Source organism: Aquabacterium sp., from assembly GCF_049274795.1.
Lineage (GTDB): Bacteria > Pseudomonadota > Gammaproteobacteria > Burkholderiales > Burkholderiaceae_C > Aquabacterium.
In genome coordinates, this window is sequence record NZ_JBASTH010000083.1 from 1 (window position 1) to 26,138 (window position 26,138).

25 protein-coding genes and 1 pseudogene are annotated in these 26,138 nt (G+C 67.8%); 13 read left to right on the top strand and 13 right to left on the bottom strand.

Annotated elements, in window-relative coordinates; translation table 11 throughout:
- The 8 genes and pseudogenes from WAQ08_RS13140 to WAQ08_RS13175 form a co-directional block, all read right to left on the bottom strand.
- Window positions 1–2,320 (bottom strand): ATP-binding protein (locus WAQ08_RS13140; protein ID WP_422192031.1); only part of this gene is annotated, 2,320 nt, incomplete at its 3' end.
- A gap of 198 nt (window positions 2,321–2,518) precedes the next feature.
- Window positions 2,519–2,929, bottom strand: a complete 411-nt coding sequence (locus WAQ08_RS13145) for a helix-turn-helix transcriptional regulator (RefSeq protein ID WP_422192078.1) — start codon at window positions 2,927–2,929, stop codon at window positions 2,519–2,521.
- A pseudogene (locus tag WAQ08_RS13150) lies at window positions 2,927–3,391 on the bottom strand (AraC family transcriptional regulator ligand-binding domain-containing protein); the annotation flags it as partial. The pseudogene WAQ08_RS13150 and the gene WAQ08_RS13145, both read right to left, overlap by 3 nt.
- Before the next feature lie 137 nt (window positions 3,392–3,528).
- On the bottom strand, window positions 3,529–3,849 hold the full coding sequence (locus tag WAQ08_RS13155; RefSeq protein WP_422192032.1) for a YkgJ family cysteine cluster protein: 321 nt from the start codon (window positions 3,847–3,849) through the stop codon (window positions 3,529–3,531).
- 274 nt (window positions 3,850–4,123) lie between these two features.
- The gene (locus WAQ08_RS13160; RefSeq protein ID WP_422192033.1) at window positions 4,124–4,885 is read right to left on the bottom strand and encodes a TetR/AcrR family transcriptional regulator; all 762 of its coding nucleotides are present in this window, start codon (window positions 4,883–4,885) and stop codon (window positions 4,124–4,126) included.
- A 172-nt stretch (window positions 4,886–5,057) separates the two neighbouring features.
- Window positions 5,058–5,408, bottom strand: coding sequence for a hypothetical protein (locus tag WAQ08_RS13165; RefSeq protein ID WP_422192034.1), 351 nt, complete (start codon window positions 5,406–5,408; stop codon window positions 5,058–5,060).
- Window positions 5,409–5,413: 5 nt separating this feature from the next.
- Window positions 5,414–5,797 carry an ABC transporter substrate-binding protein gene (locus WAQ08_RS13170; protein WP_422192035.1) on the bottom strand — a complete coding sequence of 128 codons (384 nt, stop codon included), beginning with the start codon at window positions 5,795–5,797 and terminating at the stop codon, window positions 5,414–5,416.
- A gap of 109 nt (window positions 5,798–5,906) precedes the next feature.
- The gene (locus tag WAQ08_RS13175; RefSeq protein ID WP_422192036.1) at window positions 5,907–6,416 is read right to left on the bottom strand and encodes an ATP-binding cassette domain-containing protein; all 510 of its coding nucleotides are present in this window, start codon (window positions 6,414–6,416) and stop codon (window positions 5,907–5,909) included.
- A 239-nt stretch (window positions 6,417–6,655) separates the two neighbouring features.
- Between WAQ08_RS13175 and WAQ08_RS13180 the strand changes: the two genes are divergently transcribed.
- The 4 genes from WAQ08_RS13180 to WAQ08_RS13195 all read left to right on the top strand — a co-directional run bounded on the left by WAQ08_RS13180 (window position 6,656) and on the right by WAQ08_RS13195 (window position 9,939).
- A complete protein-coding gene (locus WAQ08_RS13180; RefSeq protein ID WP_422192037.1) occupies window positions 6,656–6,880 on the top strand; it encodes a hypothetical protein in 225 nt (74 codons plus the stop codon).
- Window positions 6,874–8,157, top strand: a complete 1,284-nt coding sequence (egtB, locus tag WAQ08_RS13185) for an ergothioneine biosynthesis protein EgtB (RefSeq protein ID WP_422192038.1) — start codon at window positions 6,874–6,876, stop codon at window positions 8,155–8,157. Before WAQ08_RS13180 ends, egtB begins: the two co-directional genes overlap by 7 nt.
- A 69-nt stretch (window positions 8,158–8,226) precedes the next feature.
- Window positions 8,227–9,195: an L-histidine N(alpha)-methyltransferase gene (egtD, locus tag WAQ08_RS13190; RefSeq protein WP_422192039.1), complete on the top strand. Its 969-nt coding sequence runs from the start codon at window positions 8,227–8,229 to the stop codon at window positions 9,193–9,195.
- Between the two features lie 186 nt (window positions 9,196–9,381).
- On the top strand, window positions 9,382–9,939 hold the full coding sequence (locus WAQ08_RS13195; protein ID WP_422192040.1) for a hypothetical protein: 558 nt from the start codon (window positions 9,382–9,384) through the stop codon (window positions 9,937–9,939).
- Between the two features lie 44 nt (window positions 9,940–9,983).
- On the opposite strand, the gene WAQ08_RS13200 is transcribed toward WAQ08_RS13195, so the two are convergent.
- Complete coding sequence (locus tag WAQ08_RS13200) at window positions 9,984–10,295, bottom strand: DUF805 domain-containing protein (RefSeq protein ID WP_422192041.1); 312 nt, start codon at window positions 10,293–10,295, stop codon at window positions 9,984–9,986.
- Between the two features lie 327 nt (window positions 10,296–10,622).
- Here WAQ08_RS13200 and WAQ08_RS13205 point away from each other — a divergent pair, with 327 nt between their 5' ends.
- Window positions 10,623–11,738, top strand: a complete 1,116-nt coding sequence (locus tag WAQ08_RS13205) for a 3-deoxy-7-phosphoheptulonate synthase (RefSeq protein WP_422192042.1) — start codon at window positions 10,623–10,625, stop codon at window positions 11,736–11,738.
- Between the two features lie 196 nt (window positions 11,739–11,934).
- On the top strand, window positions 11,935–13,803 hold the full coding sequence (locus tag WAQ08_RS13210) for a hybrid sensor histidine kinase/response regulator (RefSeq protein ID WP_422192043.1): 1,869 nt from the start codon (window positions 11,935–11,937) through the stop codon (window positions 13,801–13,803).
- Here WAQ08_RS13210 and WAQ08_RS13215 read toward each other — a convergent pair.
- The gene (locus tag WAQ08_RS13215) at window positions 13,776–14,915 is read right to left on the bottom strand and encodes an MFS transporter (RefSeq protein ID WP_422192044.1); all 1,140 of its coding nucleotides are present in this window, start codon (window positions 14,913–14,915) and stop codon (window positions 13,776–13,778) included. The two genes, WAQ08_RS13210 and WAQ08_RS13215, sit on opposite strands and share 28 nt — an antisense overlap.
- 26 nt (window positions 14,916–14,941) lie before the next feature.
- Window positions 14,942–15,901 carry a magnesium/cobalt transporter CorA gene (gene corA, locus WAQ08_RS13220; protein ID WP_422192045.1) on the bottom strand — a complete coding sequence of 320 codons (960 nt, stop codon included), beginning with the start codon at window positions 15,899–15,901 and terminating at the stop codon, window positions 14,942–14,944.
- A gap of 417 nt (window positions 15,902–16,318) precedes the next feature.
- Here corA and WAQ08_RS13225 point away from each other — a divergent pair, with 417 nt between their 5' ends.
- The 6 genes from WAQ08_RS13225 (at window position 16,319) to WAQ08_RS13250 (ending at window position 22,164) form a co-directional block, all read left to right on the top strand.
- The gene (locus tag WAQ08_RS13225) at window positions 16,319–17,260 is read left to right on the top strand and encodes a LysR family transcriptional regulator (RefSeq protein ID WP_422192046.1); all 942 of its coding nucleotides are present in this window, start codon (window positions 16,319–16,321) and stop codon (window positions 17,258–17,260) included.
- Between the two features lie 77 nt (window positions 17,261–17,337).
- A complete protein-coding gene (locus WAQ08_RS13230) occupies window positions 17,338–18,570 on the top strand; it encodes an acyl-CoA dehydrogenase family protein (protein ID WP_422192047.1) in 1,233 nt (410 codons plus the stop codon).
- 5 nt (window positions 18,571–18,575) lie between these two features.
- The gene (locus WAQ08_RS13235) at window positions 18,576–19,670 is read left to right on the top strand and encodes a phosphotransferase family protein (RefSeq protein ID WP_422192048.1); all 1,095 of its coding nucleotides are present in this window, start codon (window positions 18,576–18,578) and stop codon (window positions 19,668–19,670) included.
- Between the two features lie 15 nt (window positions 19,671–19,685).
- A complete protein-coding gene (locus WAQ08_RS13240; protein WP_422192049.1) occupies window positions 19,686–20,378 on the top strand; it encodes a histidine phosphatase family protein in 693 nt (230 codons plus the stop codon).
- 58 nt (window positions 20,379–20,436) lie between these two features.
- Window positions 20,437–21,387 (top strand): alpha/beta fold hydrolase, encoded by a 951-nt coding sequence (locus WAQ08_RS13245; protein ID WP_422192050.1) that lies wholly within the window; start codon window positions 20,437–20,439, stop codon window positions 21,385–21,387.
- A 24-nt stretch (window positions 21,388–21,411) separates the two neighbouring features.
- Window positions 21,412–22,164 carry an SDR family oxidoreductase gene (locus WAQ08_RS13250; protein ID WP_422192051.1) on the top strand — a complete coding sequence of 251 codons (753 nt, stop codon included), beginning with the start codon at window positions 21,412–21,414 and terminating at the stop codon, window positions 22,162–22,164.
- Between the two features lie 6 nt (window positions 22,165–22,170).
- Here the strand turns inward: WAQ08_RS13250 and WAQ08_RS13255 are convergent, their stop codons facing one another.
- Window positions 22,171–24,237: an FAD-dependent oxidoreductase gene (locus WAQ08_RS13255; protein WP_422192052.1), complete on the bottom strand. Its 2,067-nt coding sequence runs from the start codon at window positions 24,235–24,237 to the stop codon at window positions 22,171–22,173.
- 65 nt (window positions 24,238–24,302) lie between these two features.
- On the opposite strand from WAQ08_RS13255, the gene WAQ08_RS13260 reads away from it, so the two are divergent.
- A complete protein-coding gene (locus WAQ08_RS13260) occupies window positions 24,303–24,929 on the top strand; it encodes a TetR/AcrR family transcriptional regulator (RefSeq protein WP_422192053.1) in 627 nt (208 codons plus the stop codon).
- Here WAQ08_RS13260 and WAQ08_RS13265 read toward each other — a convergent pair.
- Window positions 24,874–26,133, bottom strand: a complete 1,260-nt coding sequence (locus WAQ08_RS13265; protein WP_422192054.1) for a PepSY-associated TM helix domain-containing protein — start codon at window positions 26,131–26,133, stop codon at window positions 24,874–24,876. The genes WAQ08_RS13260 and WAQ08_RS13265 overlap by 56 nt on opposite strands.
- Window positions 26,134–26,138 lie beyond the last annotated feature (5 nt).

Here is a 26,138-nt window from a genome sequence, read left to right on the forward strand (position 1 = left end):
GTGCGCGCGCAGGCACCACCGAGAGGCCGGGCGGTGTGAGCGGCCGGGACACGGGTGAGGTGGCAGGGGCCGCATCACCCGCATCGGCCGGAGGCCGCGGCGCCACGGTGGATTCGTTGGGCGGCCCGCCTTCGGGCAGCTCCAGGCTGAAGCGGCTGCCCTTGCCCGGCTCGCTGCGCACGGCCACGCTGCCGCCCAGCAGCTTGGCCAGCTTCAGGCTGATCGACAGGCCCAGGCCGGTGCCGCCGTACTGGCGCGAGATGCCCGAATCACCTTGCTGGAAGGCCTCGAAGATCAGCGCCTGCTTTTCGGGCGGGATGCCGATGCCGGTGTCCACCACCGTCATGGCCACGCGCGATTCGTGGGGCGGCAGGCCAGGCACGCGCGAGATGTGCAGCGTGACACCGCCCTGCGAGGTGAACTTGAAGGCGTTGGACAGCAGGTTCTTGAGGATCTGCCACAGCCGGCCCGGGTCGGTGTTCAGGCCGGGGCTCAGTTGCGGATCGAGCTCGATGGTGAAGTCCAGGCTCTTGGCCTGGGCCACATGGCGGAAGCCGGATTCAGCCAGGCGCACCACCTCGGCGTAGTCCATGGGCTCGACATCGATGCGCACCTTGCCCGATTCGATGCGGGCCAGATCCAGGATCTCGTTGATCTGCTGCAGCAGGTCGGTGCCCGATTCGTGGATGGTACGGGCGTACTGTTGCTGCTTGGGCGACAGCGGCGTGTCCCCATCTTCGGCCAGCAGCTTGGACAGGATCAGCAGGCTGTTGAGCGGGGTGCGCAGCTCGTGGCTCATGTTGGCCAGGAACTCGGATTTGAAGGCCGAGGTCTCGGCCAGCTGGCGGGCCTTGAGGTCCAGCGTCTGCGTGAGCTCGCGCAGCTCCTTGTTGGCCTGGTGCTGCTCTTCGTTGGCCAGGCGCAACTCTTCCTGCTGCTCGCGGGCCAGGCGTTCGGAGGCGCGCAGCTGGTCGCTCTGCAGGGCCAGCTCTTCGTTGCCTTCCTGGAGGGCCTGGCGCTGGTGCTCCAGCGTGCGGGCCAGTTCGGTCTGGGTCTTGAGCGCGGCATCGGTGGCGCGGCGGGCCTCCAGGGTGTCGAGCACCAGGCCCAGCGCCACGTTGAAGCGCGCGAGGAAATCGGTCTGGGCCTCGTTCAGGGGCTGCAGCAGCGCCACCTCCAGCACGGCCCGCACGCGCGATTCGAACAGGATGGGCGTGACGTAGAGCTGGCGCGGCGGGGTGGAGCCCAGCGCCGAGCTGACCTTCACATAGCCCTCGGGCAGTTCCGACACGACCAGGGGCTTGGCCTCGGCCAGACATTGGCCCGCCAGGCCTTGCCCTTCGGTGATGCGTTCGGGCGCGCTCTGGGCAGCGAAATGGGCGCAGCGCACCAGCAAGGGTTGGCCCTGCGCATCGTCCTGCCGCAGGTAGAGCACGAGGAAGGGCGCCTTGAGCACCTCGGCCAGGCGCGAGAGCGTGGCCTCGGTGATGCTGGTGAGCGTGCCGCCGCCCTGGAACAGCTGGTTGAAGCCCGCCAGCTGGGATTTGACCCAGGCTTCCTGCGCCGTGGCCTGCTCGCGCGTCTCGATCTGCTCGACCATGCGGTTGAACACCGTGGCCACGCGGCCGATCTCGTCATGGGTGTGCGATTCGACGCGGTGGGTGTAATCGCCCTCTCCCACACGCTGCGCGCCGGCTTCCAGGCGCAGCAGCGGGCGCGTGATGGCCCGCACCACCGCCAGGCCGATCAGGCAGACGATCGCGCAGGCGACCCCGGTGCCGATCAGCACGCCCTGGTTGCTGCGCTGCAGGGTGACGAGCTGCTTTTCGCGGCGCTCGCGCAGCAGGGTGCGCTCGACATCGGCGACGGCGCCGAGGGCCTGGCGAGAGGGTTGCTCCTGGTGGCGGTCCGGATCGAGCAGGAGGTTGTCGCGCGGCACGTCCATCGAGCCGAGCAGTTCGCCCAGGTAGGTGGTCACGGCCACTTCGGCCTGGCCGACGCGGGCCTGCTGCGCGGGGTTGTCGCGCGTGAGCATGCGCAACTGCTGCAGCGAGGTGGTGGCCTGGGCGGCGGCCTCGCGGGCGCGGTGGCGGAACTCGTCACGGCCGCTCAGGCGCTGGGAGGCCACGCTGCCTTCGGTGCGTGCCAGATGGCCTTCGACCTGGTCGATCTCTTGCAGCACCTCCAGCGTGTGGATCACCCACTGGCGGTCTTCGGCGATGTCATCGAGCCGATCGTAAAAAAACCAGCCGACCGTGAGCAGCGCGAGCAGTGCCGGCAGGAAACTCAGCGCGAGTTTGGTGGCAATGGACAGCTTCATGGACCATCCCCGTCTTATTTGTGTGATCTGGCCATGATAGGCCGATGTGCGGTTCTTGGGGCGCGTTTTGCACAAGGCGGGTGCGCGTGCGTGTTGCGTGCATCACACCTGGGCGCAGCGTAACGGGCCTGGCCATTCGAGATGCCATCAGGGACTTGGCGTGATGCCCTCTGCCGGGGCTTTGAGGGCCTCGCTTGATCAGGTGCGGCTGCTGCGCCGGTACTCGCCGGGCGATTGCCCGCACCAGCGCTTGAAGGCCCGCTGGAAGGCGCTTTGGTCGGCAAAGCCCAGGCTCAGGGCGATGTCGTGCAGCGACTGGCGCGGATCACGCAGCAGGCGCTCGGCCTGGCGGCGGCGCACGTTGTCCAGCAGGGCGCGGTAGCTCAGGCCCATGTCTTCCAGGCGGTACTGCAGGCTGCGCGCCGACAGGCCCACGGCTTCGGCCAACTGGGGCAGGTCGGGGCGGGCATCGGCAGGGGCCGACAGCAGGCGCTCTTCCAGGCTGCGCAGCAGGCTGGCGTTGGGGATCAGTTGCTCCAGCTGCGCATCGGCCTGGTCGCGCAGCAACTCGTGCATGCGCGGGTTGCGCTGCACGACGGGCAGGTCCATATATTCTGCCGGAAACTCGATCCGGGTCATGGGTTGGCTGAAAAGCGCAGGTCTGCCGAATATGCTCTGGTAGATATCAATATTGGCCGGTGCAGGGAATTCGAAATAAGCCGTAGCCTGCAGGTCCGGGCGGTTGGTGAGAAACCGCGCGATCACGGCTCAGGTGGTCATCGACATTTGCGAGAACATGGGCTCGGGGTTCTCGATCAGGGGTATCCATTCAATGTCGATGGTGTTTTCACGCCAGACCAGGCGGGCCTCGTTAAGCCCGTCGAGCAATTGCTCGTACTGCTCCAGGCTGCGGGCGACGTCACCCAGCGTGTCGCCGGTCATGATCAGGTAGCCCAGCAGCCCGAAGTGGTAGGGGCGCAGCACCGAGGCCACGCGCAGGGGCAGTTCCGCGTCCCCCGTGAGGGCCATGGCACGGCCCAGCAGGGCTCGCCATTCGTGCAGGGGCATGCGTGTGCTGGCGTCGTTGTCGGGCTGGCCGTGCTGACCGCATGGCTCGTCTCAGCGTTGCGTCAGCCCCGCAATCTTGCAGTGATGGCCTCAAATTGAATTTTGCAAGCCCGACTCCGTGTGCGCCGGGCCAGGCCCACTCAGTGGGGCAGGCTGTGGCGGGCGCGCGCCTTGAGGCATTGCGCATCGCCCGGCATCACCTCGCGGCAGGGCGAGGGGCGGTGCTCATAGATGGTGCAGCCGATCGGCCCGCCCACCGGGCCCTGCAGCGCAATGCACCGGGGCTGGCGGGCGTTGGTGCCTTGCATGCACAGCAGGTGCGGGCTGAGCGGTTCGGTCAGTGCGGCGGGTACACCGAAGGTGCCGGGGCCATGCGCGCTCTCGGCCTCGGCCCAGTAGAACGAGACGCGGAAGCTGGCGCAGCAGGCGCCGCATTGCTGGCAATCGAAGGCCGGGTCCATGAGCGGGGAGACAAACGGGTCAGGGCGCCGATGTTACCGGGCCCCGCCTGGTGATCCCGCACCCAGGTTGTGGGCATTGCCTGACAACGCTTTGGGCCGATGCCGACGGCGCATTTGTCGGGCGATGGGCAACATTCGCTCACAGGCATTCCAAAGGCCGCATCGGACAACACACAGGACACCGAGAAAGGGACCACATCATGAACGCAACTCGCATCATCGGGATCGTGCTGCTGGTGGCGGGCGCCGCGGCGCTGGCCATGGGCACCTTCAGCTACACCAAGGAAACGCAAAAGGGCCAGCTGGGCCCCATCGCGCTCTCGGTCGATGAGAAGCGCGACGTCAATATCCCCACCTGGGCCGGCGTGGCCGTGATCGTGGTGGGGGGCGCGCTGGTGGCGGTGGGCGGCAAGCGTCGCTGAGCGAGGGTGTTGCTGCAAATGTTGCTGGAGGCGGGCAGGACAAGAGCGCCCTCAAGGCGCCAGCCCGCAGCCGCGCAGCACCATGGTCCGCACGTGCTGGGTGGCGCGCTGCTAGCGGCCGTGGTGAGCGGTCGCCCCTCTGGCAGTACCGCGCGCATCTGCACGTCGAAATCGGCGTAGGTCTGGGTGGCGGCCCAGATCGTGAAAAACAGATGGGTGCTGTCCACCGGGGCCATGCGGCCGGCGGCGATCCAGCCGTCGATCACGCGGGCCTTGTCCACCACCATGGCACGCAGCTCGGTGTGCAGGGTCTCACCCACCACCGGGGCGCCGTGCAGCAGCTCGTTGGCGAACACGCGCGAGGCGTCCGGCCGCTCGGCCGACAGGGCCATTTTCAAGTGGATGTAGCTGCCCAGGGCCTGGGCCTGGGCCGGATCGGCCTCGGGCGTGATGGCGTCCAGCGGGGCAAGCCAGTCGTGCAGCACCGCGTCGAGCACGGCGCGGTACAGGTCGCGCTTGTTGCCGAAGTAGTAGTGCAGGTTGGCCTTGGGCAGGCCGGCCTCTTTGGCGATGCCGGCCATCGTGGCGCCTTCGAAGCCGGTGCGTGCGAACACGCGCTCGGCCGCGCGCAGGATGGCCGATTGATTGGCTTGGCGGGGCTGGCGACGGCAGGGGCGCTGCCCCGGCCCCGTCGGAGGTGGACTTGCGCATAGGCGCTTATTTTGCCGCCGCGTCCCACACCAGGTGGCTCATGGCGGCCTTGCCCGGATCCTTCTTGATCACGGGCTAGCTGCCGCCGACCAGCAGCACCTTCACCGTGCGCTCGTAGGCGGCCGGGTCCAGGTAGCCGATCTTGGGCGTGTTGGCGTTGCTGATCAGCTTGGCCACGAAGAAGGCCTTGTCCTTCAGGTTGGGGGCCAGCACGTACAGGCCGTCTTCCAGCGAGGCCACGCCCTGGTCCTGGTAGAAGAAGGTGACCAGGTCGGTCTCCTTCACACCCGCGTCGATCACCTGCCAGTACTCGTTGTAGATCATCGTGGAGATGCAGGCCGCCTGATTCTGCAGCAGCGGGTCCATGTTGAAGCCTTGCTTGAGGATGGTCACGTCGGTGCCGGGCTTGAGGCCCAGCTTGCCCATCCAGTTCAGGAGGGATACTCATTGCCGCCGTACCAGACGCCCAGGGTCTTGCCCTTGAAGTCCTTGGGGGTGGCAACGCCCGAGGCCTTCTTGCAGGTCAGCATCAGGCCGGACTTGTCGAACACCTGGGCGATGTTGACCAGCGGCACGCCGGCCTCGCGCGCGACCAGGGCGTCGGGCATCCAGTTCACGATCACGTCGGCGGACTTGCCGGCGATCACCTGCACGGGCGAGATGTCGGGGCAGCCGGGCTTGAGTTCGTGCTCGATCACGCCGGGCGCGTTGAGCCACACGGCCAGGGCATACCAGAGCGTCAGCACCACCAGCGTCACCAGCAGCACGGGGCCGGCGTCGCGCAAGGTGCGTTGCAGCAGGGTGTTCATGCGCATGTGCAGTGGCCTGTGCGCTCAGCCCGGCCGGGGCGACATCACCACGATGCGCGTGGACAGGTACACCGCCTCGGCGATCGAGTGCGTCACGAACACCACGGTGCGCTGCTCACACCGCCACAGCTGCTGCATGCCTCCGGACAACTGCCACGGGTACTTCTTCTCGAAGCCCGTCAGGCCCACGCGGGGCGATCGCCTTGCAGGACTCGGGCTGCCTGCCCTGGATCTGCAAAGGCAGCATCACGTTGGACAGCACCGTGCGCCATGGCAGCAGGGCCGGCGCCTGGAACACATAGCCATAGGCGCGTGCCAAGCGGGCATCGTGCGGGCTCAGGCCGTTGACCAGCACCTCGCCGCTGGTGATGGGCTCCAGATCGGCGATCACGCGCAGCAAGGTGGTCTTGCCGCAACCCGAAGGGCCGATCAGCGAGACGAACTCGCCGGGCTGGATGTCCAGGCTCACCTCGTGCAGCGCACGCACCGGCGCATCGGGCGCGGGATAGACCACGCTGGCCTGCCGCACCGACACGGCCGCCCTGGACGACGACACGCCATGGGCAGCCACGGAGGCGTCGATCACGCGGTCCGACAAGGGCACAAGGGGCTCCGGGGCGTTCATGGCGATCTGAAAGTTGACCGACTGGTCAGGTTTCGACCTGCACGCTGTAGCGAGTTCTGTGCCAGTGCAGAAAGCCCCGGGCCATGCACCGGCTTGGGGCTGATGTCACACACACCGTGTCCGAAGTTTTGTAGGATGGCCCTCACAGCGAGTCGCTTGCCGCGCTGACATCACGCCCGAGGCCCAGTCCCTAGACTGGCTCTGACCGTGTCGTCAACGTTCATCCCCTGGAGATCAGCATGGGCAGCAGCAATCCGCAGTACCTCGGCAAGTTCCAACGCGGCGCCGTTTCCGTCGGCAGCCACCCTGATGGCGGCCACCATGGCCATGCCGAAGAACGAGAGCCTTACCGCGCCTCCAGCAAGCGCTCCAAGCGCCTGGGCGCCAACCCGCGCCGCCTGATCAACGAGAGCCTGCGCCGCCAGGACGCCGACCAGGAAATCCGCAACCTGGGCCGGTGGTGAGCGTGGCGGAACCGGGCTGTCGCACCACATGGCAGGACCGGTTCGCCGCGGTGCGGGCGCATTCCCGCTGGCTCACGCAGCCACTCTCGCCTGAGGATCACCAGTTGCAGTCCATGCCGGACGCGAGCCCGGCCAAATGGCATCTGGCGCACACCACCTGGTTTTTCGAGACCCTGGTGCTGCGCCCGCATGCCCCGGGCTACGAGGTGTTCGATCCGGCCTATGCCTACCTGTTCAACTCGTACTACGAGGCGCTGGGCCCGCGCCATCCGCGGCCGCAGCGCGGTCTGCTCAGCCGCCCAACGCTGGACGAGGTCTGGGCCTATCGCGCCCATGTGGACGGCGCCATGGGCCGGCTGGCCCGTGAGGCCGATGAGGACACCTGGGCACGCGTGGCACCCACGCTGGCGCTGGGCCTGCACCACGAACAGCAGCACCAGGAGCTGATCCTCACGGACATCCTGCATGCCTTCTCACTGAACCCGGTGGGGCCGGTGTACCGCAGGGCCGCTGATTGGCTCGCGCAGGTCGGCTCAGGTAACGGGCAAAGCTACGCGCAGGATCCGCACCCAGGTGCCATAGCGGATGTTGCCCAAGGCGAACATGCCGATGTCCGCTGGCTTCGCCTGGAAGGTGGCCTGACCGCCATCGGCCATGACGGCCCCGATTTCGCCTTCGACAACGAGCAGCCTCGCCACACCGTGTGGCTGCGCCCGTTCGAGCTGGCCACGCGCCCCGTCACCGTGCGCGAGCACCTGGCCTTCATCGATGAAGGCGGCTACCGCGACCCACGCTGGTGGCTGAGCGATGGCTGGTCCTGCGTGCAGAGCCAGGGCTGGACCGCCCCCGCCTACTGGCAAGCGCCCGACAAGCCTGGCGCACCCTGGCAAGCCTTTGGCCTGCATGGCTGGCAGCCGCTGGACCTGGATGCGCCCGCCAGCCACCTCAGCTTCTACGAGGCCGATGCCCACGCCCGCTGGGCGGGCGCCCGCCTGCCCACCGAGTTCGAATGGGAGGCGGCGATGGATGCCAGCCCATCTGCCACCGGCCAGGTCTGGGAATGGACCGCCTCGCCCTACACCGCCTACCCCGGCTTCACGCCCACACCGGGCGCTGCGGCTGAGTACAACGGCAAGTTCATGGTCAATCAGATCGTGCTGCGCGGTGGCAGCCGCTTCACGCCGCCGGGCCACATCCGCCCCACCTACCGCAACTTCTTCCCGCCGGCCACCCGCTGGCAATGCGCCGGCCTGCGCCTGGCGCGGGATGTGCCATGAGCACATCTGCCCCCCGCTGAGCACACCAGAACCCACCCCAACCACTGCAGTACCCCAGGAGACTCACCCATGAGCGCATTGCTGCAGCCCGACCTCGGCCCCGCGCGGTCGGTGTTCGCCCACGACCTGCTGGCCGGCCTGCGCCAGCGCCGCAAGAGCCTGTCGCCCAAGTACTTCTACGACGAGCGCGGCTCCGCCCTGTTCGACCTGATCTGCGATCTCGACGAGTACTACCCCACCCGCACCGAGATGGCGCTGCTGCGCCGCCACGCGGCCGACATGGCCGACAAGATCGGCCCGCATGCCGACATCGTCGAGTTCGGCGCCGGCTCGCTGCACAAGATCCGCCTGCTGCTGCCCGCGCTGCAGGCGCCCACGCGCTTCCTGCCGCTGGACATCTCGGCCGAGCACCTGCACCGCCAGGCCGCCACGCTGCGCGCTGATTTCCCGGGGCTGGCCGTGCAACCGCTGGCCGGCGATTTCTCCGGCCCCATGAGCCTGGCGCCCCTGGCGCCAGGGGCGGCGCGCCGTGTCGGCTTCTTCCCGGGCTCGTCGCTGGGCAATTTCAATCCGGCCGAGGCTTTGGCCTTTTTGCGCCAGTGCGCCAGCCTGCTGGCCGGTGGTGGGCTGCTGATCGGTATCGACCTGGTCAAGCACCCTGATCGCCTGCACCGCGCCTACAACGACGCAGCCGGCGTCACCGCGGCCTTCAACAAGAACGTGCTGCTGCGCGCCAACCACGAGCTGGATGCCGATTTCGACCTGGACGCCTTCGACCACTACGCCTACTACCACCCCGGCCTGCAGCGCATCGAGATGCACCTGCTCAGCCGCAAGGCCCAGCGCGTGCACGTCTGCGGCGAGGCGGTGGATTTCGCCCAGGGCGAATCCATCCACACCGAGAATTCCTACAAGTTCACCGTGCCTGGCTTCCAGGCGCTGGCCCTGCAGGCGGGCCTGCTGCCCGCGGCCGTGTGGTGCGATGAGGAGGCCTTGTTCAGCCTGCACTGGCTGGTGGCCCCGCCCGATCCGGTCTGACACGGGCTGTGCCTCACGGGCGCTGTCCGCAGTTCTGCGTCAGCCGATCCCCACACACCAAGCCGCTGCCGCTGACACCGCCTTGCGGCGTTGGCCGCTGGGTGGCACCTGCCTGCCGCCCTAAGCTGTGAAGCATGCAACTGGCCGGCATGGGGGCGGCGTTGGATTCTGAACGGAGGTGTCATCATGGCCCAACAACTGATGCACGCATTTTTCGGAGAACGCTCGCTCACCAAGGTGGCGGGTGTGTTCCCCGCCCGCGCCCAGGCCGAACAGGCTGCCCGTCGCCTCACGCTGGCCTCGGGTTTCGATGAACAGCAGGTGGCCGTGCTCGCGCCGACTGACGGCACCTGGCAGCGCGCCGATGCGCTCGCCCGCAAGATGGAGCCCGAGGAGAGGGGCATCTGGAGCACCATCATCCGCGCCCACGTGCTGGCCGGCGTCATAGGCTTCCTGGCTGGTGTGGCCTTGTGCCTGGTGATGTGGATCGCCGGGCAGCCGGGCGTGACCAGCTCGCCCGGCCTGGCCATGGTCGCGATGGCGGGCTTCGGCACCACCTTCGGGCTGCTGGCAGGCGGCGTGCTGTCGATCCGCCCGGACCACGGCCGCGTGATCGCCCTGGTGCGCCAGTACCTGCGGCAGGGGCGCTGGGCCGTCGTGGCCCACCCGGACACGCCCGAGCAGGTGGCTCAGGCCGAGCGCACCCTGCAAGAGGGCAGCGAACGGGTGGTGCGCACCCTGTAAGGCCCGGTGAGCCAGCTCCCAAAGGGGGCGACTCGGACACGGGCTCAGAAGCGGTTAGGCTCCTTGGGCGGCAATGCCAGGAAGTACAACACCACCAGCCCGATCAGCGGGATGAAGCCGATCAGCTGGAACCAGCCGCTGCGGTCGGTGTCGTGCAGGCGCCGCGCGGCGGCGGCCAGCGAGGGCACGATCACGCCCAGGTAGAACACCCAGCTCAGCGGCGTCCAGATGAAGGACAGCACGATGCTGCCTACCACGATGAACAGGAAGAACCACCAGTACTCGGGGCGCGAAGCGCGGCCGGTGAAATCGGCGTACTTGCTGAAGCAGGTCTTGACGGCGTCGGTGAAATTCATGGTGTGAAGCCTCTCCCTGAGGCGTGTGTGAACAACGCGGCGGATTCTGCAAGGGCTATGCCGCCCATCGCAACTCCCTATCCCTAGGTTGTGCACAAGCCATTTACTCGTGCTACATTTGGAGGCATGAACTCGGCCCGCTTTTACTTTGCGTACTTTCAACTCCCGCCTCAATCCGGCGCAGGAGTGGCAGACGCATAAGCCAGCCACACAAGTTCCTGAAGACCGCCGGAGTCCCCGGCGGTTTTTTTTCGACCTCCTGACGACTCCCGGCACCCCGCCCGTCCCCTTCAACAAGCTTCCACGAGAGCTTCACGAAAGCCCACCATGACCCAAAGCAGCGCCTCCGCCGGCTGGGAACCGCCCGCGGACAAGACCTCCAAGACCGATGACGAGCGCATCAAGAATGTCACGCCCCTGCCGCCGCCGGAGCACCTGATCCGCTTCTTCCCGATCCGCGGCACGGCCGTCGAGACCCTGGTGTCCGACACCCGCAAGGCCATCCGCAAGATCATGACCGGCAAGGACGACCGCCTGCTCGTCGTCATCGGCCCCTGCTCCATCCACGACCCGGCCGCCGCCATCGAGTACGCCCGCAAGCTGCTCAAGGCCCGCGCGCACTACGCCGACACGCTCGAGATCGTGATGCGCGTGTACTTCGAGAAGCCCCGCACCACCGTGGGCTGGAAGGGCCTGATCAACGACCCGTACCTGGACGAGTCCTTCAAGATCGACGAAGGCCTGCGCATGGCCCGCCAGCTGTTGCTGCAGATCAACCAGCTGGGCCTGCCCGCCGGCAGCGAGTTCCTGGACGTGATCTCGCCGCAGTACATCGGTGACCTGATCAGCTGGGGCGCCATCGGCGCGCGCACCACCGAAAGCCAGGTGCACCGCGAACTGTCCTCCGGCCTGAGCGCGCCCATCGGCTTCAAGAACGGCACCGACGGCAACATCAAGATCGCCACGGATGCCATCCAGGCCGCGGCCCGCCCGCACCACTTCCTGTCGGTGCACAAGAACGGCCAGGTCGCCATCGTCGAGACGGCCGGCAACCCCGATTGCCACGTGATCCTGCGTGGCGGCAAGGGCCCGAACTACGACGCCGAGAGCGTGGCCGCCGCCTGCAAGGACCTGGAAGCCGCCAGGCTGCACCCCTCGCTGATGGTCGATTTCTCGCATGCCAACAGTTCCAAGCAGCATGAGCGCCAGGTGGTGGTGGCCGAGGACATCGCCGGGCAGGTGTCGAGTGGTTCCACCCGCGTGTTCGGCGTGATGGTGGAAAGCCACCTGTGCGCCGGCGCACAGAAGTTCACGCCGGGCAAGGACGATGCGTCCAAGCTGACCTACGGCCAGAGCATCACCGATGCCTGCATCGGCTGGGACGATTCCGAGCGCGTGCTGCAGATCCTGAGCGACGCCGTCAAGGCCCGCCGCAAGGGGTGATCCCTCGCTGACCCCTGGCTGGGTGGCGCCCCCCATGACGAAGGGGGGCGCCAGCGCGCCACGGCCGGGCCGCTTGCGGTACCGTGTGGGTGATCCGTGTGACACGTGCAACAGGCCCCACGGCCCCATGGCCCCATGAACACCCCGCTGTCCATCCCCTCTGACGAGCGCGCTGCCCTGGCAGCGTGTGCGCCCCATGTGGCCTGAGGGCTCGCCCATCCGCCTGCGCGGCCTGACCCGCTTCGTGCGGTTCGACGTGCCCGCGCACCTGGCCGAGCAACTGCGGCTGATCGATCGCAACATGCCCATGGGCATGCTGGCGGCCATCGTCGTGACGGTGCTGTTCGCTGGCATGCATCTGCGCCTGGCGCAGAACCCGCAGGTGGTGATCTGGGGGGCGCTGGCGGTGGCTGTGTGTGTGCTGGGCCTGCTGGTGCTGCGCGCCCGCCCCGCCGTGGGGGCTCCGCCAGCCCGGGTGCGCCGGCATGCCCGCCGCCTGCTGATGGTGTCGCTGGGCCTGGGCACCTTGTGGGGCTACTTCGCGTGGGCGTTCATGGTCACGCCCAACCCCCACACCACCAACCTCGTGATCGGGGCGCTGGCCGGCATCAACGCCGGGGGCATGGTGCTGTTCTGTTCGGTACTGCCCATCTCCTTTGTGTTCCTGGTCACCAGCGCCACGCCGGTGGCCCTGGTGCTGCTGGGTTCGGCTGAGCCTTCTGCACAGTTGATGGGCCTGGCCACGCTCACCTACATGCTGGCCATGCTGGGCTTTGGCTACCAGGCGGCGCGTTCCGTGCGCCAGTCCATCGACCTGCGCTTCGTCAACGCGGACCTGGTGGGGCGCCTGCGTGACCAGACCCAGCGCGCGGTGGAGGCCCGCCAGATGGCCGAGGACGCTCTGCTCGAAGCCGAGAACGCCAACCGCGCCAAGGGTGTCTTCCTGGCCGCGGCCAGCCATGATCTGCGCCAGCCGCTGCATGCGCTGGGCCTGTTCATCGGCAGCCTGGCCGGCACGGGGCTGTCGGGCCGCCAGCGCGGCCTGGTCAGCCAGATCGACGCCTCGGCCCAGGCCGCCAGCGACATGCTGGGCACCTTGCTGGATTTCTCCAAGGTGGATGCAGGCGTCATCACGCCCCGGCCTCAGCCCTTCGCGCTGCAGCCCATGCTGGAACGCCTGGTTCAGGAGTTCACGCCCCAGGCGCAGGTGCAGGGCTTGGCGTTGCGTTGCCGGCCTTCGCCCGCCGTGGCGGTGGCGGATCCGGCCCTGGTCGAGCGCATCGTGCGCAACCTGCTCAGCAACGCCCTGCGTTACACCGAGCATGGCGGGGTGCTGGTTGCCTGCCGCCTGCGCGAAAGTGGTGAGCGCGTCGTGATCGAGCTGTGGGACACCGGTGTGGGCATCCCGCGCCACCAGCACCGCGCCATCTTCCAGGAGTTCCACCAGCTGGGCAACGCCGAGCGGGACCGCCGCAAGGGCCTGGGCCTGGGGCTGGCCATCGTCGATGGGCTGGCGCGGGCCATGAGCGTGTCCGTCACCGTGTCGTCGGTGCCGGGGCGGGGCTCGGTGTTCCGCCTGACCCTGCCGCGCAGCCGCGAGGCAGTGCTGCCGCTGCCCACGCCGCTGGCGCTGGATGGCGGCGATCTGGGTGGTGCCCGCGTGCTGGTGGTCGACGACGACGAATCCGTGCGCAGCGCCATGGCCGACCTGCTCACGCAGTGGGGCGCCTGGTGCGAGGTGGCCGAATCAGGCCCGGAGGCCGAGGCCTTGATGGCCCGCTTCACACCGCAGATCGTGGTGGCCGATTACCGCCTGCGCGGCCCCAGCAATGGGCGCGAGGTGATCGAGCAGGTGCGCCTGCGGGCGCGCCGGCCCATACCGGGTGTGCTGGTCACGGGCGATACCTCGGTGGAGCGGTTGCGCGAGGCTCAGGCCAGCGGCGCGGTGCTGCTGCACAAGCCGGTGCCTGCGGCCCAACTGCACGCGGTGCTGGCCGATCTGCTGCGCGTCGAGCGGCTGACCGCCGGGCCCAGCACTCAGGTGGATGCAGGCCGGCGCAGCTGAAGCAGCAGCAGGCTCAGGGCCAGCAGGCCCAGCCACAGACCCTGGCCTGCCACGCCGTGGTGGTCGAAGGCCCAGCCACTAACGATAGGCCCCAAGGCGCCGCCAGCCGTGTAGCCGGCGATCATGGCCGAGGTACCGGCCAGGGCGGACGTGTCGGCGAAATCATGCGCCACGCGGATCATGCTCAGCGTGTAGAGCGCCCCACCGATGGCACCCCAGGCCACGGCGCACACCCAGATCAATACGGGCCAGTGCACGGCCTGCGTGAAGGCCAGCGCGCTGAGTACCAGCAGGGCGGCCCCACCGGCGAACAGACGTCGGGGCGGCAGGTGGTCGGCCAGCCAGCCCGTGGGGTACTGCAGCAGGAAGCTGCCGATGCCCAACGCGCCGGCGATGGAGGTGGCAGCGGCCAGGCTCAGCCCGGTCTGCGAGCCATAGGCCGTGGTGACCGAGCCCAGGCCCACCTCGAACACGCCGCCCACGATGGCCGCCCACACCAGCGCCGGCCTGAAGCGCAGGGCCGCGCCGATGCCCATCACCGGGCCATCATCGTGCATGGCCTTGAGCGCGGTCACACTGGCCGGGGCGGTCACCACCAGGGCTACGGCCAGGGCGAGTGCGGCCACGCCATTGGCCTGCAGTGAATCGATGCGCGTGAGGCCGGGCAGCAGCGGGCCGGCGGCCATGGCCGCGCCCAGCACGGCCTGGTACAGCCCGGTCAGGCGGCCACGGTGCGAGGCCGGCACGTTGTGTGCGATCAGCGCCTCGGTGGCGTTCCAGGCGGCGGCCGCGCCCACGCCGGCCAGCAGGCCGAACAGGCACCAGGCCAGGTAGGCGTCCGTCACCAGGTAGCCCAGGCAGGCGATGAGTTCGAGCACCAGCCCGATGCGGTAAGCCTGGCCCACGCCGATGCGCGCGAACAGGCGTGGCACCAGCGGCACCAGCAGGGCCACGCTGATGAAGGGCAGCATGGCCACCAGGCCAATGGCCGTGCTGCTGGCGCCGGCCATCTGCAGGCGCACGGCCAGCACGGGGTTGAGCAGGCTGTAGCTCAGCACCACCAGGGCGGTGCCCAGCATCACGCGCCCGAGGCCGGGCGGCAGGTGCCGCATCAGTTGCGGCAGGGAAGCAGCGGGGTTCAGTTCAGCCAGCCTTTGCGTCGGAAATACCAGAAGGGCGTGATGGCCGAGGCGATCATCACCAGCACGGCGAAGGGGTAGCCCCAGGCCCAGTTCAGCTCGGGCATGGCCTGGAAGTTCATGCCGTAGATGCTGGCGATCAGCGTGGGCGGCAGGAAGGCCACCGAGGCCACCGAGAAGATCTTGATGATCTTGTTCTGGTTGATGTTGATGAAACCGACGGTCGCATCCATCAGGAAGTTGATCTTGTCGAACAGGAAGGCCGTGTGCGAATCGAGCGAATCGATGTCGCGCAGGATCTGGCGCGATTCCTCGAACTGCTCGGCGTTGAGCATGCGCGCGCGCATCATGAAGCTCACGGCGCGGCGCGTGTCCATCACGTTGCGGCGGATGCGGCCGTTCAAGTCTTCCTGGCGGGCGATGGCGGCCAGGGCCTCGGCGGCGGCCTGGTCGTTCACCTCGTCTTGCAGCACGCGCTTGCTGACTTTTTCCAGTTCGTCGTAGATGCCTTCGAGCGCGTCGGCGGAGTATTCCGCGTCGGCGTCGTAGAGCTTGAGCAGCACGTCCTTCGAATCCTCGATCAGGGCGGGGATGCGCCGGGCGCGCATGCGCAGCAGGCGGAACACCGGCAGATCTTCACGGTGGATCGAGAACAGCACGTTGTTGTGCAGGATGAAGGCCACGCGCACGTTGCGCGGGGTCTCGTCGTCGTCGATCAGGAAGTCGGAGCGGATGTGGATGGCGCCTTCTTCTTCATAGAAGCGGGCGGATTCCTCCAGGTCGTCGTCGATGATGTCCTGGGGGATGAACAGGTTGAAGCGCGCGGCGATCCAGCCTTTTTCTTCCGGCGTGGGATCTTCCAGGTCGACCCAGACGGGGTTGACCGGGGGCAGGTCCTCGGGGCGGTCGATTTCTTCTTGGAATAGCCGGCCGTTGGCCAGCGTGAACACGTTGAGCATGGGAACTCCGGCACGTGGGCGGCAGGCGCTCGGCACTGCACGCTCACAGGGATCTGGGAGAGGGGGTGATGGGTGTCCGCCCCCTCCCGCAGTTGGGCCGGCGGCCGCGCGCAGGCATGCGAACGGCGGGGCCCGCGCACCGGCTCCACGCCTCTTGTTGTGGTCTGACGCGGCGGGGCCGTGTCGCTACCGTGTTGTTCGGGGCGGGATGGCCAGGTGGCCGGAGTGGGCGGTCACCGAGGGGGGATGTCCAAGGTGATCGCTCCAGTAGCGCCGACCAGCGTCGGCAACACGACATTATCGCGCGAGGCGGGGCTTCGTGGCGTGACAAGCGGCCGAATCACCTGCGTCTTGCCTGGGTTGCACAGGGCTGGTTCAGGCGGGCGGCGCTCATCGAGCCTCTTTCATAATGCTTTGATGACCCCCTCGCCCTGGTCCCGGCTGGACCTCAACCTGTTCCGCGTGTTCGAGGCCGTGCACGAGCATGGCGGCATCTCCGGCGCGGCCCGCCAGCTGCACCTGAGCCAGCCCGCCGTGAGTCATGCGCTGGCCCGGCTGCGCCGCATCTGGGGTGATCCGCTGTTCGTGCGCCAGGGCAACCGCATGGTGCCCACCGAGCTCACGCGCCGCGTGATCGGTGAGGTGCGCGCCCACCTGCGCGGCCTGCAGGATTGCCTGGCCCAGGCCGAGACCTTCGACCCCCGCACGCTGGACATCACCCTGCGCCTGGGCATGCGCGACGTGATGGAGGCCATCACCCTGCCGCCGCTGATGGCCCACCTGGCCGACACCGCCCCCGGCGTGCGCCTGGCCAGCGTGCGCGTGCCCCGGGCTGATCTGGAGCGCCTGTTGAGCCTGGGTGAGGTGGATCTGGTGATCGATCGCCAGCGCCGCGTGGCTGGCCGCATCAAGGGCGCGCACTTGGCCGACGAGGCCCTGGCCGTGGTGGCGCGGCGTGGACATCCGGCGCTCAAGAAGGGTCTTGATGTGAGTGCATACTTTCAGCAAGGGCACGTGATGGTGAGCATGTTGCCCGATCAGGCTGATCCATTGCAGGCCGTCTGGGCCGCTCTGGGCCAGGGTGATCGCCGCATCACCCTGCGCTGCCAGCACTACTTTGCCGCCGCCCACGTGGTGGCCGCCAGCGACGCCCTGCTGACCCTGCCGCGCACCTACGCCGAGCGCCTGTGCGAAGCCCTGCCCGTGGTGCTGCTGGACCTGCCCGTGCGCGTGCCGCCCATGGGCATCTGGATGTACTGGCATGCCGACCGCGACGGCGACCCGGTGCACCGCTGGATGCGTGACAGCGTGGCCACCGGTGCCCGACAGGCTATGCATCAGGCGCATGACTTGCGATAAGAATTCATCATTTGTTGCAAGACCTGCCCCGGCGTAGGATCGCGCCACACACAGACCACCACCCCTGAGGAGCGGCCATGGATTTCCAGCCCAGTGAACGTGCCAAGAAGACGGCCGATGCCGTCCGTGCCTTCATCAAGAAGAACATCGAACCCGTTGAATCCCAGCACTGGCAGGAGATCCTGTCCAAGCGCCATGGCGGCGACTGGACGCAGTGGACCATCCCGCCCCGTGTGGAAGAGCTCAAGGCCAAGGCCCGCGCCGAAGGCCTGTGGAACCTCTTCATGCCCGACCCGGAGCTGGGCGCGGGCCTGAGCGTGCTGGAGTACGCCTTCAGCGCCGAAGAAACCGGCCGCAGCCTGATGGCGCCCGAGATCTTCAACTGCAACGCGCCCGACACCGGCAACATGGAAGTGCTGTGGAAGTACGGCAGCGCGGAGCAAAAGGAGCGCTGGCTCAAGCCCCTGCTGGCCGGCGAGATCCGCTCCGTGTTCTTCATGACCGAGCCGGACGTGGCCTCGTCCGACGCCACCAACATGGAGGCCACGGCCGTGGTCGAGGGCGACCAGATCGTGCTGAACGGCAAGAAGTGGTGGTCGTCCGGCGTGGGTGACCCGCGCTGCAAGATCGGCATCTTCATGGCGGCCACGCCCAATGCCGACGCCGGTCGCCATGGCCAGCACTCGATGGTGCTGGTGCCGCTGGACACGCCCGGTGTCGAGATCAAGCGCATGCTGCCCGTGTTCGGCGAGTGGGACGAGCCGCACGGCCATGGCGAGGTGCACTTCACCAACGTGCGCGTGCCGGTGTCCAACTTCATCGTCGGGCCCGGCAAGGGCTTCGAGATCGCGCAGGGCCGCCTGGGCCCGGGCCGCATCCACCACTGCATGCGCTGCATCGGCGCGGCCGAGCAGGCGCTGGAGCTGGGCATCAAGCGCGCGATCGACCGCACCGCGTTCAAGAAGCAGTTGATCAACCTGGGCGGCAACCGCGAGCGCATCGCCGAGGCCCGCGTGGCCATCGACCAGGCCCGCCTGCTGACGCTGCAGGCCGCCTGGAAGATCGACACCGTGGGCGTGATGGGCGCGCTGACGGACGTGTCCGCCATCAAGGTGGTGGCGCCCAACGTGCTGCAAAGCGTGGTCGACTTCGCGATCCAGTTGCACGGGGGCATGGGTGTCTCGCACGACACGCCGCTCACGGCCTTCTTCAACCAGGCCCGCGCCATCCGCCTGGCCGACGGCCCCGATGAAGTGCACAAGGGCATGATCGCCCGCCTGGAACTGATGAAGTACGGGGTCATGAAGTGAGCGTGGTGGCTCAACCCACCACGGCTTCATCCAACGTGCAGGACCGGGGCGGACGCGTGCGCCCCGGCGAAGAGCTGAACACGCCCGCCGTCGATGCCTGGCTCAAGCAGCAGGTGCCCGGCCTGCAGGGCGCGCCGGAGGTCACGCAGTTCTCGGGCGGTGCGTCGAACTGGACGTACCGGCTTCAGTACGCCAATGGCGACTACATCCTGCGCCGTCCACCCGCTGGCACCAAGGCCAAGGGCGCGCATGACATGGGGCGCGAGTTCCGCGTGCAAAGCGCGCTCAAGCCCGTCTACCCCGTGGTGCCGACCATGATCGGCCACTGCGCGGATGAAGCCATCACCGGCAGCGAGTTCTACGTGATGGAGCGTATTGCCGGCATCATCCCGCGCAAGAACATGCCCAAGGGGCTGGCGCTGGATGTGGCCACCACGCGCAAGCTGTGCATGAACGTGCTCGACAAGCTGATCGAGCTGCACGGCGTGGACGCCAAAGCCACCGGCCTGGACAGCCTGGGCAAGGGCAGCGGCTACTGCCGCCGCCAGATCGAGGGCTGGAGCGACCGCTACACCAAGGCCCGCACCTGGAACACGCCCAGCTACCAGCGCGTGATGGCCTGGCTGAAAGAGCGAACGCCCGAGGACGTGGCCAACGTCGTGATCCACAACGACTGGCGCTTTGACAACGTCGTGCTGGCTGAAAGCGATCCGACCAAGGTGATCGGCGTGCTCGATTGGGAAATGGCCACGCTGGGCGATCCGCTGATGGACCTGGGCAACGCCCTGGCCTACTGGGTGCACGCCGATGACAACGCCCTGTTGCAGACCACACGCCGCCAGCCCACGCACCTGCCCGGCATGCTGCGCCGCGAAGAGGTGGTTGAGTACTACCTGGACAAGAGCGGCCACAAGCTCGACCGCCAGCAATGGGCCTTCTACGAGGTCTACGGCCTGTTCCGCCTGGCCGTGATCGTGCAGCAGATCTACTACCGCTACCACTACAAGCAGACCCGCAACCCCGCGTTCAAGAACTTCTGGATCATGTCCAACTACCTGGACTGGCGCTGCAAGGGCTTGATCAAGCGTGCGCGCGGCTGACAAGGCAGACACACCATGGGTGCCATCTACTTCATCCGCCATGGCCAGGCCTCGTTTGGCAGCAACAACTACGACCAGCTCTCGCTGCTGGGCCATGAGCAAGGCCGCGTGCTGGGCGCGGCGCTCAAGGCGCGGGGCGTGGAGCCGGACCTGATCATCAGCGGCAGCATGAAGCGCCATCAAGAGACGGCCATCAACTGCCTGGAGACGCTGGGCTGCAGCCTGCAGATGGCGCTGCACCAGGGCGTCAACGAGTTCCACCACGAGAACGTGATCGAAGTGGCCGAGCCGCGCTACGTCGACAAGCTGGTGATGATGGGCGAGATGGCCGCGTCGGGTGATCCGAAGCGCAGCTTTCAGACCTTCTTCAAGGGCGCGGTCTCGCGCTGGGTAGAGGGCGAGTTCGCGCACGAGTACGCCGAATCGTGGGCCGATTTCCGTGCCCGCTGCGTGGCCGCGCTGGACGACATCGTGCGCCAGACCAACCCCAAGGGCACGACCCTGGTGTTTACCTCCGGCGGCACCATCAGCGTGATCTGCGCGCACCTGCTGGGCCTGAGCGATGCGCAGGCCTTCACCATCAACTGGACACTGGCCAACGCGGGCGTGACCAAGTTGCTGGCCGGGCGCGACGGGTTGCACCTCATCTCCATCAACGAACACGCCCACCTGGAGGGCGGTGAGAAGGCGCTCTTGACTTATCGTTGAGGGCTGGCCTGCCGGCATGACGCCGGGCAGGGCGCGTTTCTACAACAAGGGGACACCGATGAAGACATTGCTGAAGGCCGTGCTCGGCATGTTGCTGCTGGCTGTGGTGCTGATCGCGGGCGGCGTGGTCATGGCCTGGGCGCCTGACCGCCCGGTTGAGTCGCTGAAAGCGCGCTGGGCGCCAGCACCTTCGCAGTTCATCACCGTGCAGGGCATGCAGGTGCACCTGCGCGATGAAGGCCCGAAGGACGACCCCGAGCCCATCGTGCTGCTGCATGGCACCTCCGCCAGCCTGCACACCTGGGATGGCTGGGTCGATGCGCTCAAGGGCCAGCGCCGCGTGATCCGTCTCGACCTGCCGGGCTTCGGCCTGACCGGCCCCGCGCCCGACAACGACTACCGCCTCACGCGCTACACCGGCTTCATGAAGGACGTGTTCGACCAACTGGGCCTCAAGCAGGTCGTGCTGGCGGGCAACTCCTTCGGTGGCTCCGTGTCGTGGATGACGGCGCAGGCCTACCCGGACCGTGTCGCCAAGCTGGCGTTGGTCGATTCGGGCGGCTACCCGTACAAGGCCACCTCGGTGCCCATCGGCTTCAAGCTGGCGGCCATTCCCGCGCTGCGCCCCATCATCGCCAACGTGCTGCCGCGCAGCATGATCGAATCGAGCGTGCGCAATGTCTATGGTGATCCGAGCAAGGTCACGCCCGAGCTGGTCGAGCGCTATTACGAACTCACGCTGCGCGAAGGCAACCGCGGCGCGCTGCGCGAGCGCTTCAAGCAGTCACCCGGTGGTGAAAACGCTGCGCTGATCAAGGGCGTGAAGCAGCCTACGCTGATCCTGTGGGGCAGCAAGGATGGCCTGATCCCGCCCGACAACGCCGCGCACTTCAAGCAGGACATCGCCGGCAGCCAGGTGGTGGTGTTCGAAGGACTGGGCCACGTGCCGCAGGAGGAAGACCCGGCACAGACCGTGGCGGCCTTCAAGGCCTTCCTGAAGATTCAGTGATCACCGCGCCTTGAAAGACACGCCATGCCCCAGCGACAGACTATCCTGATCACCGGCGCCAGCTCCGGCCTGGGCGAGGGCATGGCCCGCGAGTTCGCCGCCAAGGGCCGTCACCTGGCCCTGTGCGCGCGCCGCACCGACCGCCTGCTGGCGCTGAAAGCCGAGCTGGAGGCCAAACACGCCGGTGTGCGCATCTCCGTGCGCCCGCTCGACGTGAACGACCACGCCCAGGTCTTCGAGGTGTTCAAGTCCTTCCAGGCTGAGTTCGGCCAGATCGACCGTGTCATCGTCAACGCCGGCCTGGGCAAGGGCCAGCCCGTGGGCAAGGGCCGCTTCGACGCCAACCTGCAGACGGCGCAGACCAACTTCATCGCCGCGCTGGCGCAGTGCGAGGCGGCCATGGAGATTTTCCGTGCACAGAACAGCGGCCACCTGGTCGGCATCTCGTCGATGAGCGCGATGCGCGGGCTGCCGCGCAACCTCAGCACCTACGCGGCCACCAAGGCGGGCTTCGCAGCCCTGCTCGAAGGCATCCGCGCGGATGTGCTGCGCCTGCCGATCAAGGTCACCACCATCTTCCCGGGCTACATTGAGACCGAGCTGAGCAGCAAGGCCGCCAAGACCCCGCTGATGGTGGACACGGCCAGCGGCTGCCGCGCGCTGGTGGCGGCCATCGAGCGCGAGCCGGCCACGGCCTGCGTGCCGGCGTGGCCGTGGGTGTTGGTGGGGTGGTTCATGCGGCATGCGCCGCTGGCGTGGGTCGCGAAGACGTCCTGAACAGGCTTACAAAGTGGCGGCCAGCCGCGCGGCCTGATCGATCGCACGCTTCGCATCCAGCTCACCGGCCTCCAGCGCACCGCCGATCAGGTGCACCTTCTTGCCTGCCGCGCCCAGCTCATCAGCCAATGAACGCAGCGGCACTTGGCCCGCGCACAGGATCACGTTGTCGCACGGGATCCAGGTCGGGTCCTTGCGCTCTTCGCCGTAGGTCACCATCAGGCCCTCGTCGTCGATGCGCTCGTAGTTGACGCCGCCGACCATCTCGACGTCCTTCATCTTCAGGGCGCTGCGGTGGATCCAGCCGGTGGTCTTGCCCAGACCGTTGCCCAGCTTGCCCTTCTTGCGCTGCAGCAGCGTCACCTGGCGCGCAGGCGGCGACACCTCGGGTTGGCCGCGGCGCAGGCCGCCGGGCTCAAGCGCCGGATCGGTCACGCCCCACTCGGCCTGCCAGGCGGGCAGGTCCAGCGTCACCGAATGGCCATCGGCCACCAGGAACTCGGCCACGTCGAAGCCGATGCCGCCCGCGCCGACCACGGCCACGCGTTGGCCCACGGGCTTCTTGTGGCGCAGCACGTCGATGTAGCTCAGCACCTTGGGGTGGTCCTGGCCGGGGATCTTCGGGTCACGCGGGTTCACGCCCGTGGCCACGATCACTTCGTCATACGCCTGCAGCGCGGCGGCATCCACGCGGGTGTCCAGGTGCAGGTGCACGCCGGTGAGCTGAACCCGCTTGTTGAAGTAGCGGATCATCTCGTGGAACTCTTCCTTGCCCGGCACCTGCTTGGCCATGTTGAGCTGGCCGCCGATCTCGCTGGCCGCATCGAACAGGTGCACCTCGTGGCCGCGCTCGGCCAGCAGCGTGGCGGCCGTCAGGCCCGAGGGGCCGGCGCCCACCACGGCCAGCTTGCGGCGCGCGGGTGTCTTGTGGAACACCAGTTCCGTCTCGTGGCAGGCGCGTGGGTTGACCAGGCAGCTCGTCAGCTTGTTCTTGAAGATGTGATCCAGGCAGGCCTGGTTGCAGGCGATGCAGGTGTTGATCTCGTCGGCCTTGCCCTGCGCGGCCTTCTTGACGAAGTGCGCATCGGCCAGCAGCGGGCGCGCCATCGACACCATGTCGGCGCAGCCATCGGCCAGCACTTGCTCGGCCACCTCGGGTGTGTTGATGCGGTTCGATGTCACCAGCGGGATGTCCAGGCCCGACGCGGTGAGATCGGCCTTCATCTTCTGCGTGACCCAGGCGAAGGCCGCGCGCGGCACGCTGGTGGCGATCGTCGGCACACGCGCCTCGTGCCAGCCGATGCCGGTGTTGATGATGCTGGCGCCGGCCCGTGCGATGGCCTTGCCTAGCAGAACCACCTCGTCCCAGGTGGAGCCGTCGGGCACCAGGTCGATCATCGACAGGCGGTAGATGATGATGAAGTCGCGGCCGACGGCCTCGCGCGTGCGCTGCATGATCTCGACCGGCAGGCGCATGCGCTGGCTGTAGTCGCCGCCCCATTGGTCGGTGCGCTTGTTGGTGTGGCGGGCCAGGAACTGGTTGATGAAGTAGCCCTCGGAGCCCATGATCTCGATGCCGTCGTAACCGGCTTCGCGCGCCTTCTGCGCGCAGTTCACGAAGGCACGGATCTGGCGCTCCACGCCGCGCGCCGACAGCGCAAAGGGCGTGAACGGCGAGATGGGCGATTGGATGCGCGAAGGAGCTACCGCGAAGGGGTGATACGCGTAGCGGCCTGTGTGCAGGATCTGCAGCGCGATCTTGCCGCCGGCCTCGTGCACGGCGCGCGTCACGGTCTGGTGGCGCTTGGCCGCGCCCGAGGTGGACAGCGTGCCCGCGAAGGGCTTGACCCAGCCCGCGAGGTTGGGCGAGAAGCCGCCCGTCACCATCAGGCCCACATCACCTTCGGCGCGCTCGCGGAAGTAGGCGGCCAGCTTGCTCAGGTCACGGCCATCTTCCAGGCCGGTGTGCATGGAGCCCATCAGCACGCGGTTCTTGAGCTGGGTGAAGCCCAGGTCCAGCGGTTTGAGCAGGTGCGGGTACAGCGAGTGGCCGGGCAGCGATGTGGGGGGCATGGGCGCTCGAATCGAAAATGAAAGTGGGGGACAGCGACTAGAATCGTATTCTAGAATCACGTTCTATGGCAAGCCGAAAATCCACCGCCACTGCTGATCACGCCTCGGGCGCTGCCGCAGGCGACCGCCGCCAGGACATCCTGAACGCGGCGCTGGCCTGCTTCGCCGAAGGCGGCCTGGAGGCCGTCTCCATCGAGATGGTGCGCCAGCACTGTGGCGCCAGCGTGGGCAGTATCTACCACCACTTCGGCAGCAAGGAAGGCATCATCGCCGCGCTGTTCTTCGACATCCTGGCCGAGCAGACGCAGGGTGTGCAGGCGCAACTGGCCAGGTCGAAAGATGTGCCCACCGGCGTGAAGGCGCTGGTGATGGGCTACTTGGACTGGGTGGTGGCGCACCCGGATCGCGCGCGGTTTTTGTTCCAGGCGCGCAGCGTGGTGGCCGGCGGCCCACGTGCTGATGAGCTGGCCACGCATGCGCGTGAGCGCAACCTGGCCCTGCTGGCGTGGTTCGAGCCGCACCGCCGCGCCGGCGTGCTGGCCGACATTCCCTGCGAGGTGATGCCTTCGCTGGTGATGGGCCCGGTGCAAAGCTACTGCCGCGCCTGGCTGGCCGGCAGCACGGGCATGCCCTCGCCTAAGAAGTACCGCGAGACGCTGGCCCTGGCGGCGTGGAAGGCCGTGGCCGCTTGAGGCCTTGGGGGCGGTGGCGCCGCGCGCGGCGCTTGACCCACCAGACCAGCACGCCCGTCACGCTCAGCCCGCACACCAGCAGGCCGCTCAACGCCACGGCGATGCGCCAGGGCAATCCGCCCACATGGCCCATGTGCAGGGCGCCCAGCCAGTTGCTCACGGTGTTGCCGGTGGGGCCGCCCGTCGGCAGCCATTGGCCGCGCCAGGCGCCCGTGTCGGCGTCGATCATCACGGCGGTGTTGCCGATGGTGCGCCGCAAGTCCAGGCTGCTTTGCACCATGTAGATGTAGACGCCCTTGTGCCGGTTGAGCAGCAGGCGTTCTTCATGGTCGATGGTGAAGCCGTGGCGGGTGGCCATGGTCTGCATCACCTGGCGGGCCGCTTGGTGCGCGGCGTGCCAATCGAGGCCGGGATGCATGGCGGGCGTTGCGCGGGCGGGTACGCTGCTCCAGGAGTCGTCGAATTTGAACGCCACGCCCATCACCGGCTGGTAGACCGGATCCCGCAGGTTGAACATCACGCTGGACCACGCGAACATCAGCAGCACGGCCCACAACCACAGGCCGCCTGCACGGTGCAGGTCGTGGTTGGCACGTTGCCAGCCGGCGCGCCATTTCACGCGCCAGGCCGACCCCCAGCGCGGCAGGGCGGGGCGGGCACGAGGCCAGGTCAGCCAGGCGCCCACGAAGCAGTCGATCGTCCACACCAGTGAGACCAGGCCCAGCAGCAGCGTGCCCCACAGGCCGGGCAGGGCCAGTGAGTGGTGCAGCTTGAACAGGAAGGGCATCAACTGAGCTGGCGCCATGCCGTTGGCCTCACTGTGGCGCGTGCCCTGGATGTGGCCGGTGTGCGGGTTGACGTAGACCTCGTCATACCCCAGGCCTGGGCCGGTGGCGCGCAGCATCACGGTGTGGCCCGGTTCGCTGCGCAGTTGCACACCGTCGAGTCGCGCACCGGGGGGCAAAGCCTGTTCAGCCCGCGCTCTGAGTGCGAAGGGATCGAGCGATGTGGCCCGGGCCTTGGTGTCCAAGCCCATGGCCGTGACCAGGCGCAGTTCAGGTGCCAGCCAGGCATCCAGTTCGTCCCTGAACGCGAGTGCACTGCCGGTCAGGCTGGCCAGCAACAGGAAGCCGGCCATGACCAGCCCGGCCCAGCGGTGGGCCAGCACGGCCCACTGTCGGCTCGGGCCCAGGCGGCGTGTCAAAGACC

Bases quoted from the DNA above. Each gene is read 5' to 3' on its own strand.
- WAQ08_RS13195 (WP_422192040.1), top strand. From the start codon at position 9,382: ATGGCCCAACAACTGATGCACGCATTTTTCGGAGAACGCTCGCTCACC.
- WAQ08_RS13225 (WP_422192046.1), top strand. From the start codon at position 16,319: ATGACCCCCTCGCCCTGGTCCCGGCTGGACCTCAACCTGTTCCGCGTG.
- WAQ08_RS13200 (WP_422192041.1), bottom strand. From the start codon at position 10,295: ATGAATTTCACCGACGCCGTCAAGACCTGCTTCAGCAAGTACGCCGAT.
- WAQ08_RS13165 (WP_422192034.1), bottom strand. From the start codon at position 5,408: ATGGGCAAGCTGGGCCTCAAGCCCGGCACCGACGTGACCATCCTCAAG.
- WAQ08_RS13230 (WP_422192047.1), top strand. From the start codon at position 17,338: ATGGATTTCCAGCCCAGTGAACGTGCCAAGAAGACGGCCGATGCCGTC.
- WAQ08_RS13245 (WP_422192050.1), top strand. From the start codon at position 20,437: ATGAAGACATTGCTGAAGGCCGTGCTCGGCATGTTGCTGCTGGCTGTG.
- WAQ08_RS13250 (WP_422192051.1), top strand. From the start codon at position 21,412: ATGCCCCAGCGACAGACTATCCTGATCACCGGCGCCAGCTCCGGCCTG.
- WAQ08_RS13215 (WP_422192044.1), bottom strand. From the start codon at position 14,915: ATGCGGCACCTGCCGCCCGGCCTCGGGCGCGTGATGCTGGGCACCGCC.
- WAQ08_RS13260 (WP_422192053.1), top strand. From the start codon at position 24,303: ATGGCAAGCCGAAAATCCACCGCCACTGCTGATCACGCCTCGGGCGCT.
- WAQ08_RS13255 (WP_422192052.1), bottom strand. From the start codon at position 24,237: ATGCCCCCCACATCGCTGCCCGGCCACTCGCTGTACCCGCACCTGCTC.
- WAQ08_RS13205 (WP_422192042.1), top strand. From the start codon at position 10,623: ATGACCCAAAGCAGCGCCTCCGCCGGCTGGGAACCGCCCGCGGACAAG.
- egtD (WP_422192039.1), top strand. From the start codon at position 8,227: ATGAGCGCATTGCTGCAGCCCGACCTCGGCCCCGCGCGGTCGGTGTTC.
- WAQ08_RS13145 (WP_422192078.1), bottom strand. From the start codon at position 2,929: ATGGACCTGCCCGTCGTGCAGCGCAACCCGCGCATGCACGAGTTGCTG.
- WAQ08_RS13155 (WP_422192032.1), bottom strand. From the start codon at position 3,849: ATGGACCCGGCCTTCGATTGCCAGCAATGCGGCGCCTGCTGCGCCAGC.
- WAQ08_RS13210 (WP_422192043.1), top strand. From the start codon at position 11,935: ATGTGGCCTGAGGGCTCGCCCATCCGCCTGCGCGGCCTGACCCGCTTC.
- WAQ08_RS13240 (WP_422192049.1), top strand. From the start codon at position 19,686: ATGGGTGCCATCTACTTCATCCGCCATGGCCAGGCCTCGTTTGGCAGC.
- WAQ08_RS13170 (WP_422192035.1), bottom strand. From the start codon at position 5,797: ATGCGCATGAACACCCTGCTGCAACGCACCTTGCGCGACGCCGGCCCC.
- WAQ08_RS13180 (WP_422192037.1), top strand. From the start codon at position 6,656: ATGGGCAGCAGCAATCCGCAGTACCTCGGCAAGTTCCAACGCGGCGCC.
- WAQ08_RS13175 (WP_422192036.1), bottom strand. From the start codon at position 6,416: ATGAACGCCCCGGAGCCCCTTGTGCCCTTGTCGGACCGCGTGATCGAC.
- corA (WP_422192045.1), bottom strand. From the start codon at position 15,901: ATGCTCAACGTGTTCACGCTGGCCAACGGCCGGCTATTCCAAGAAGAA.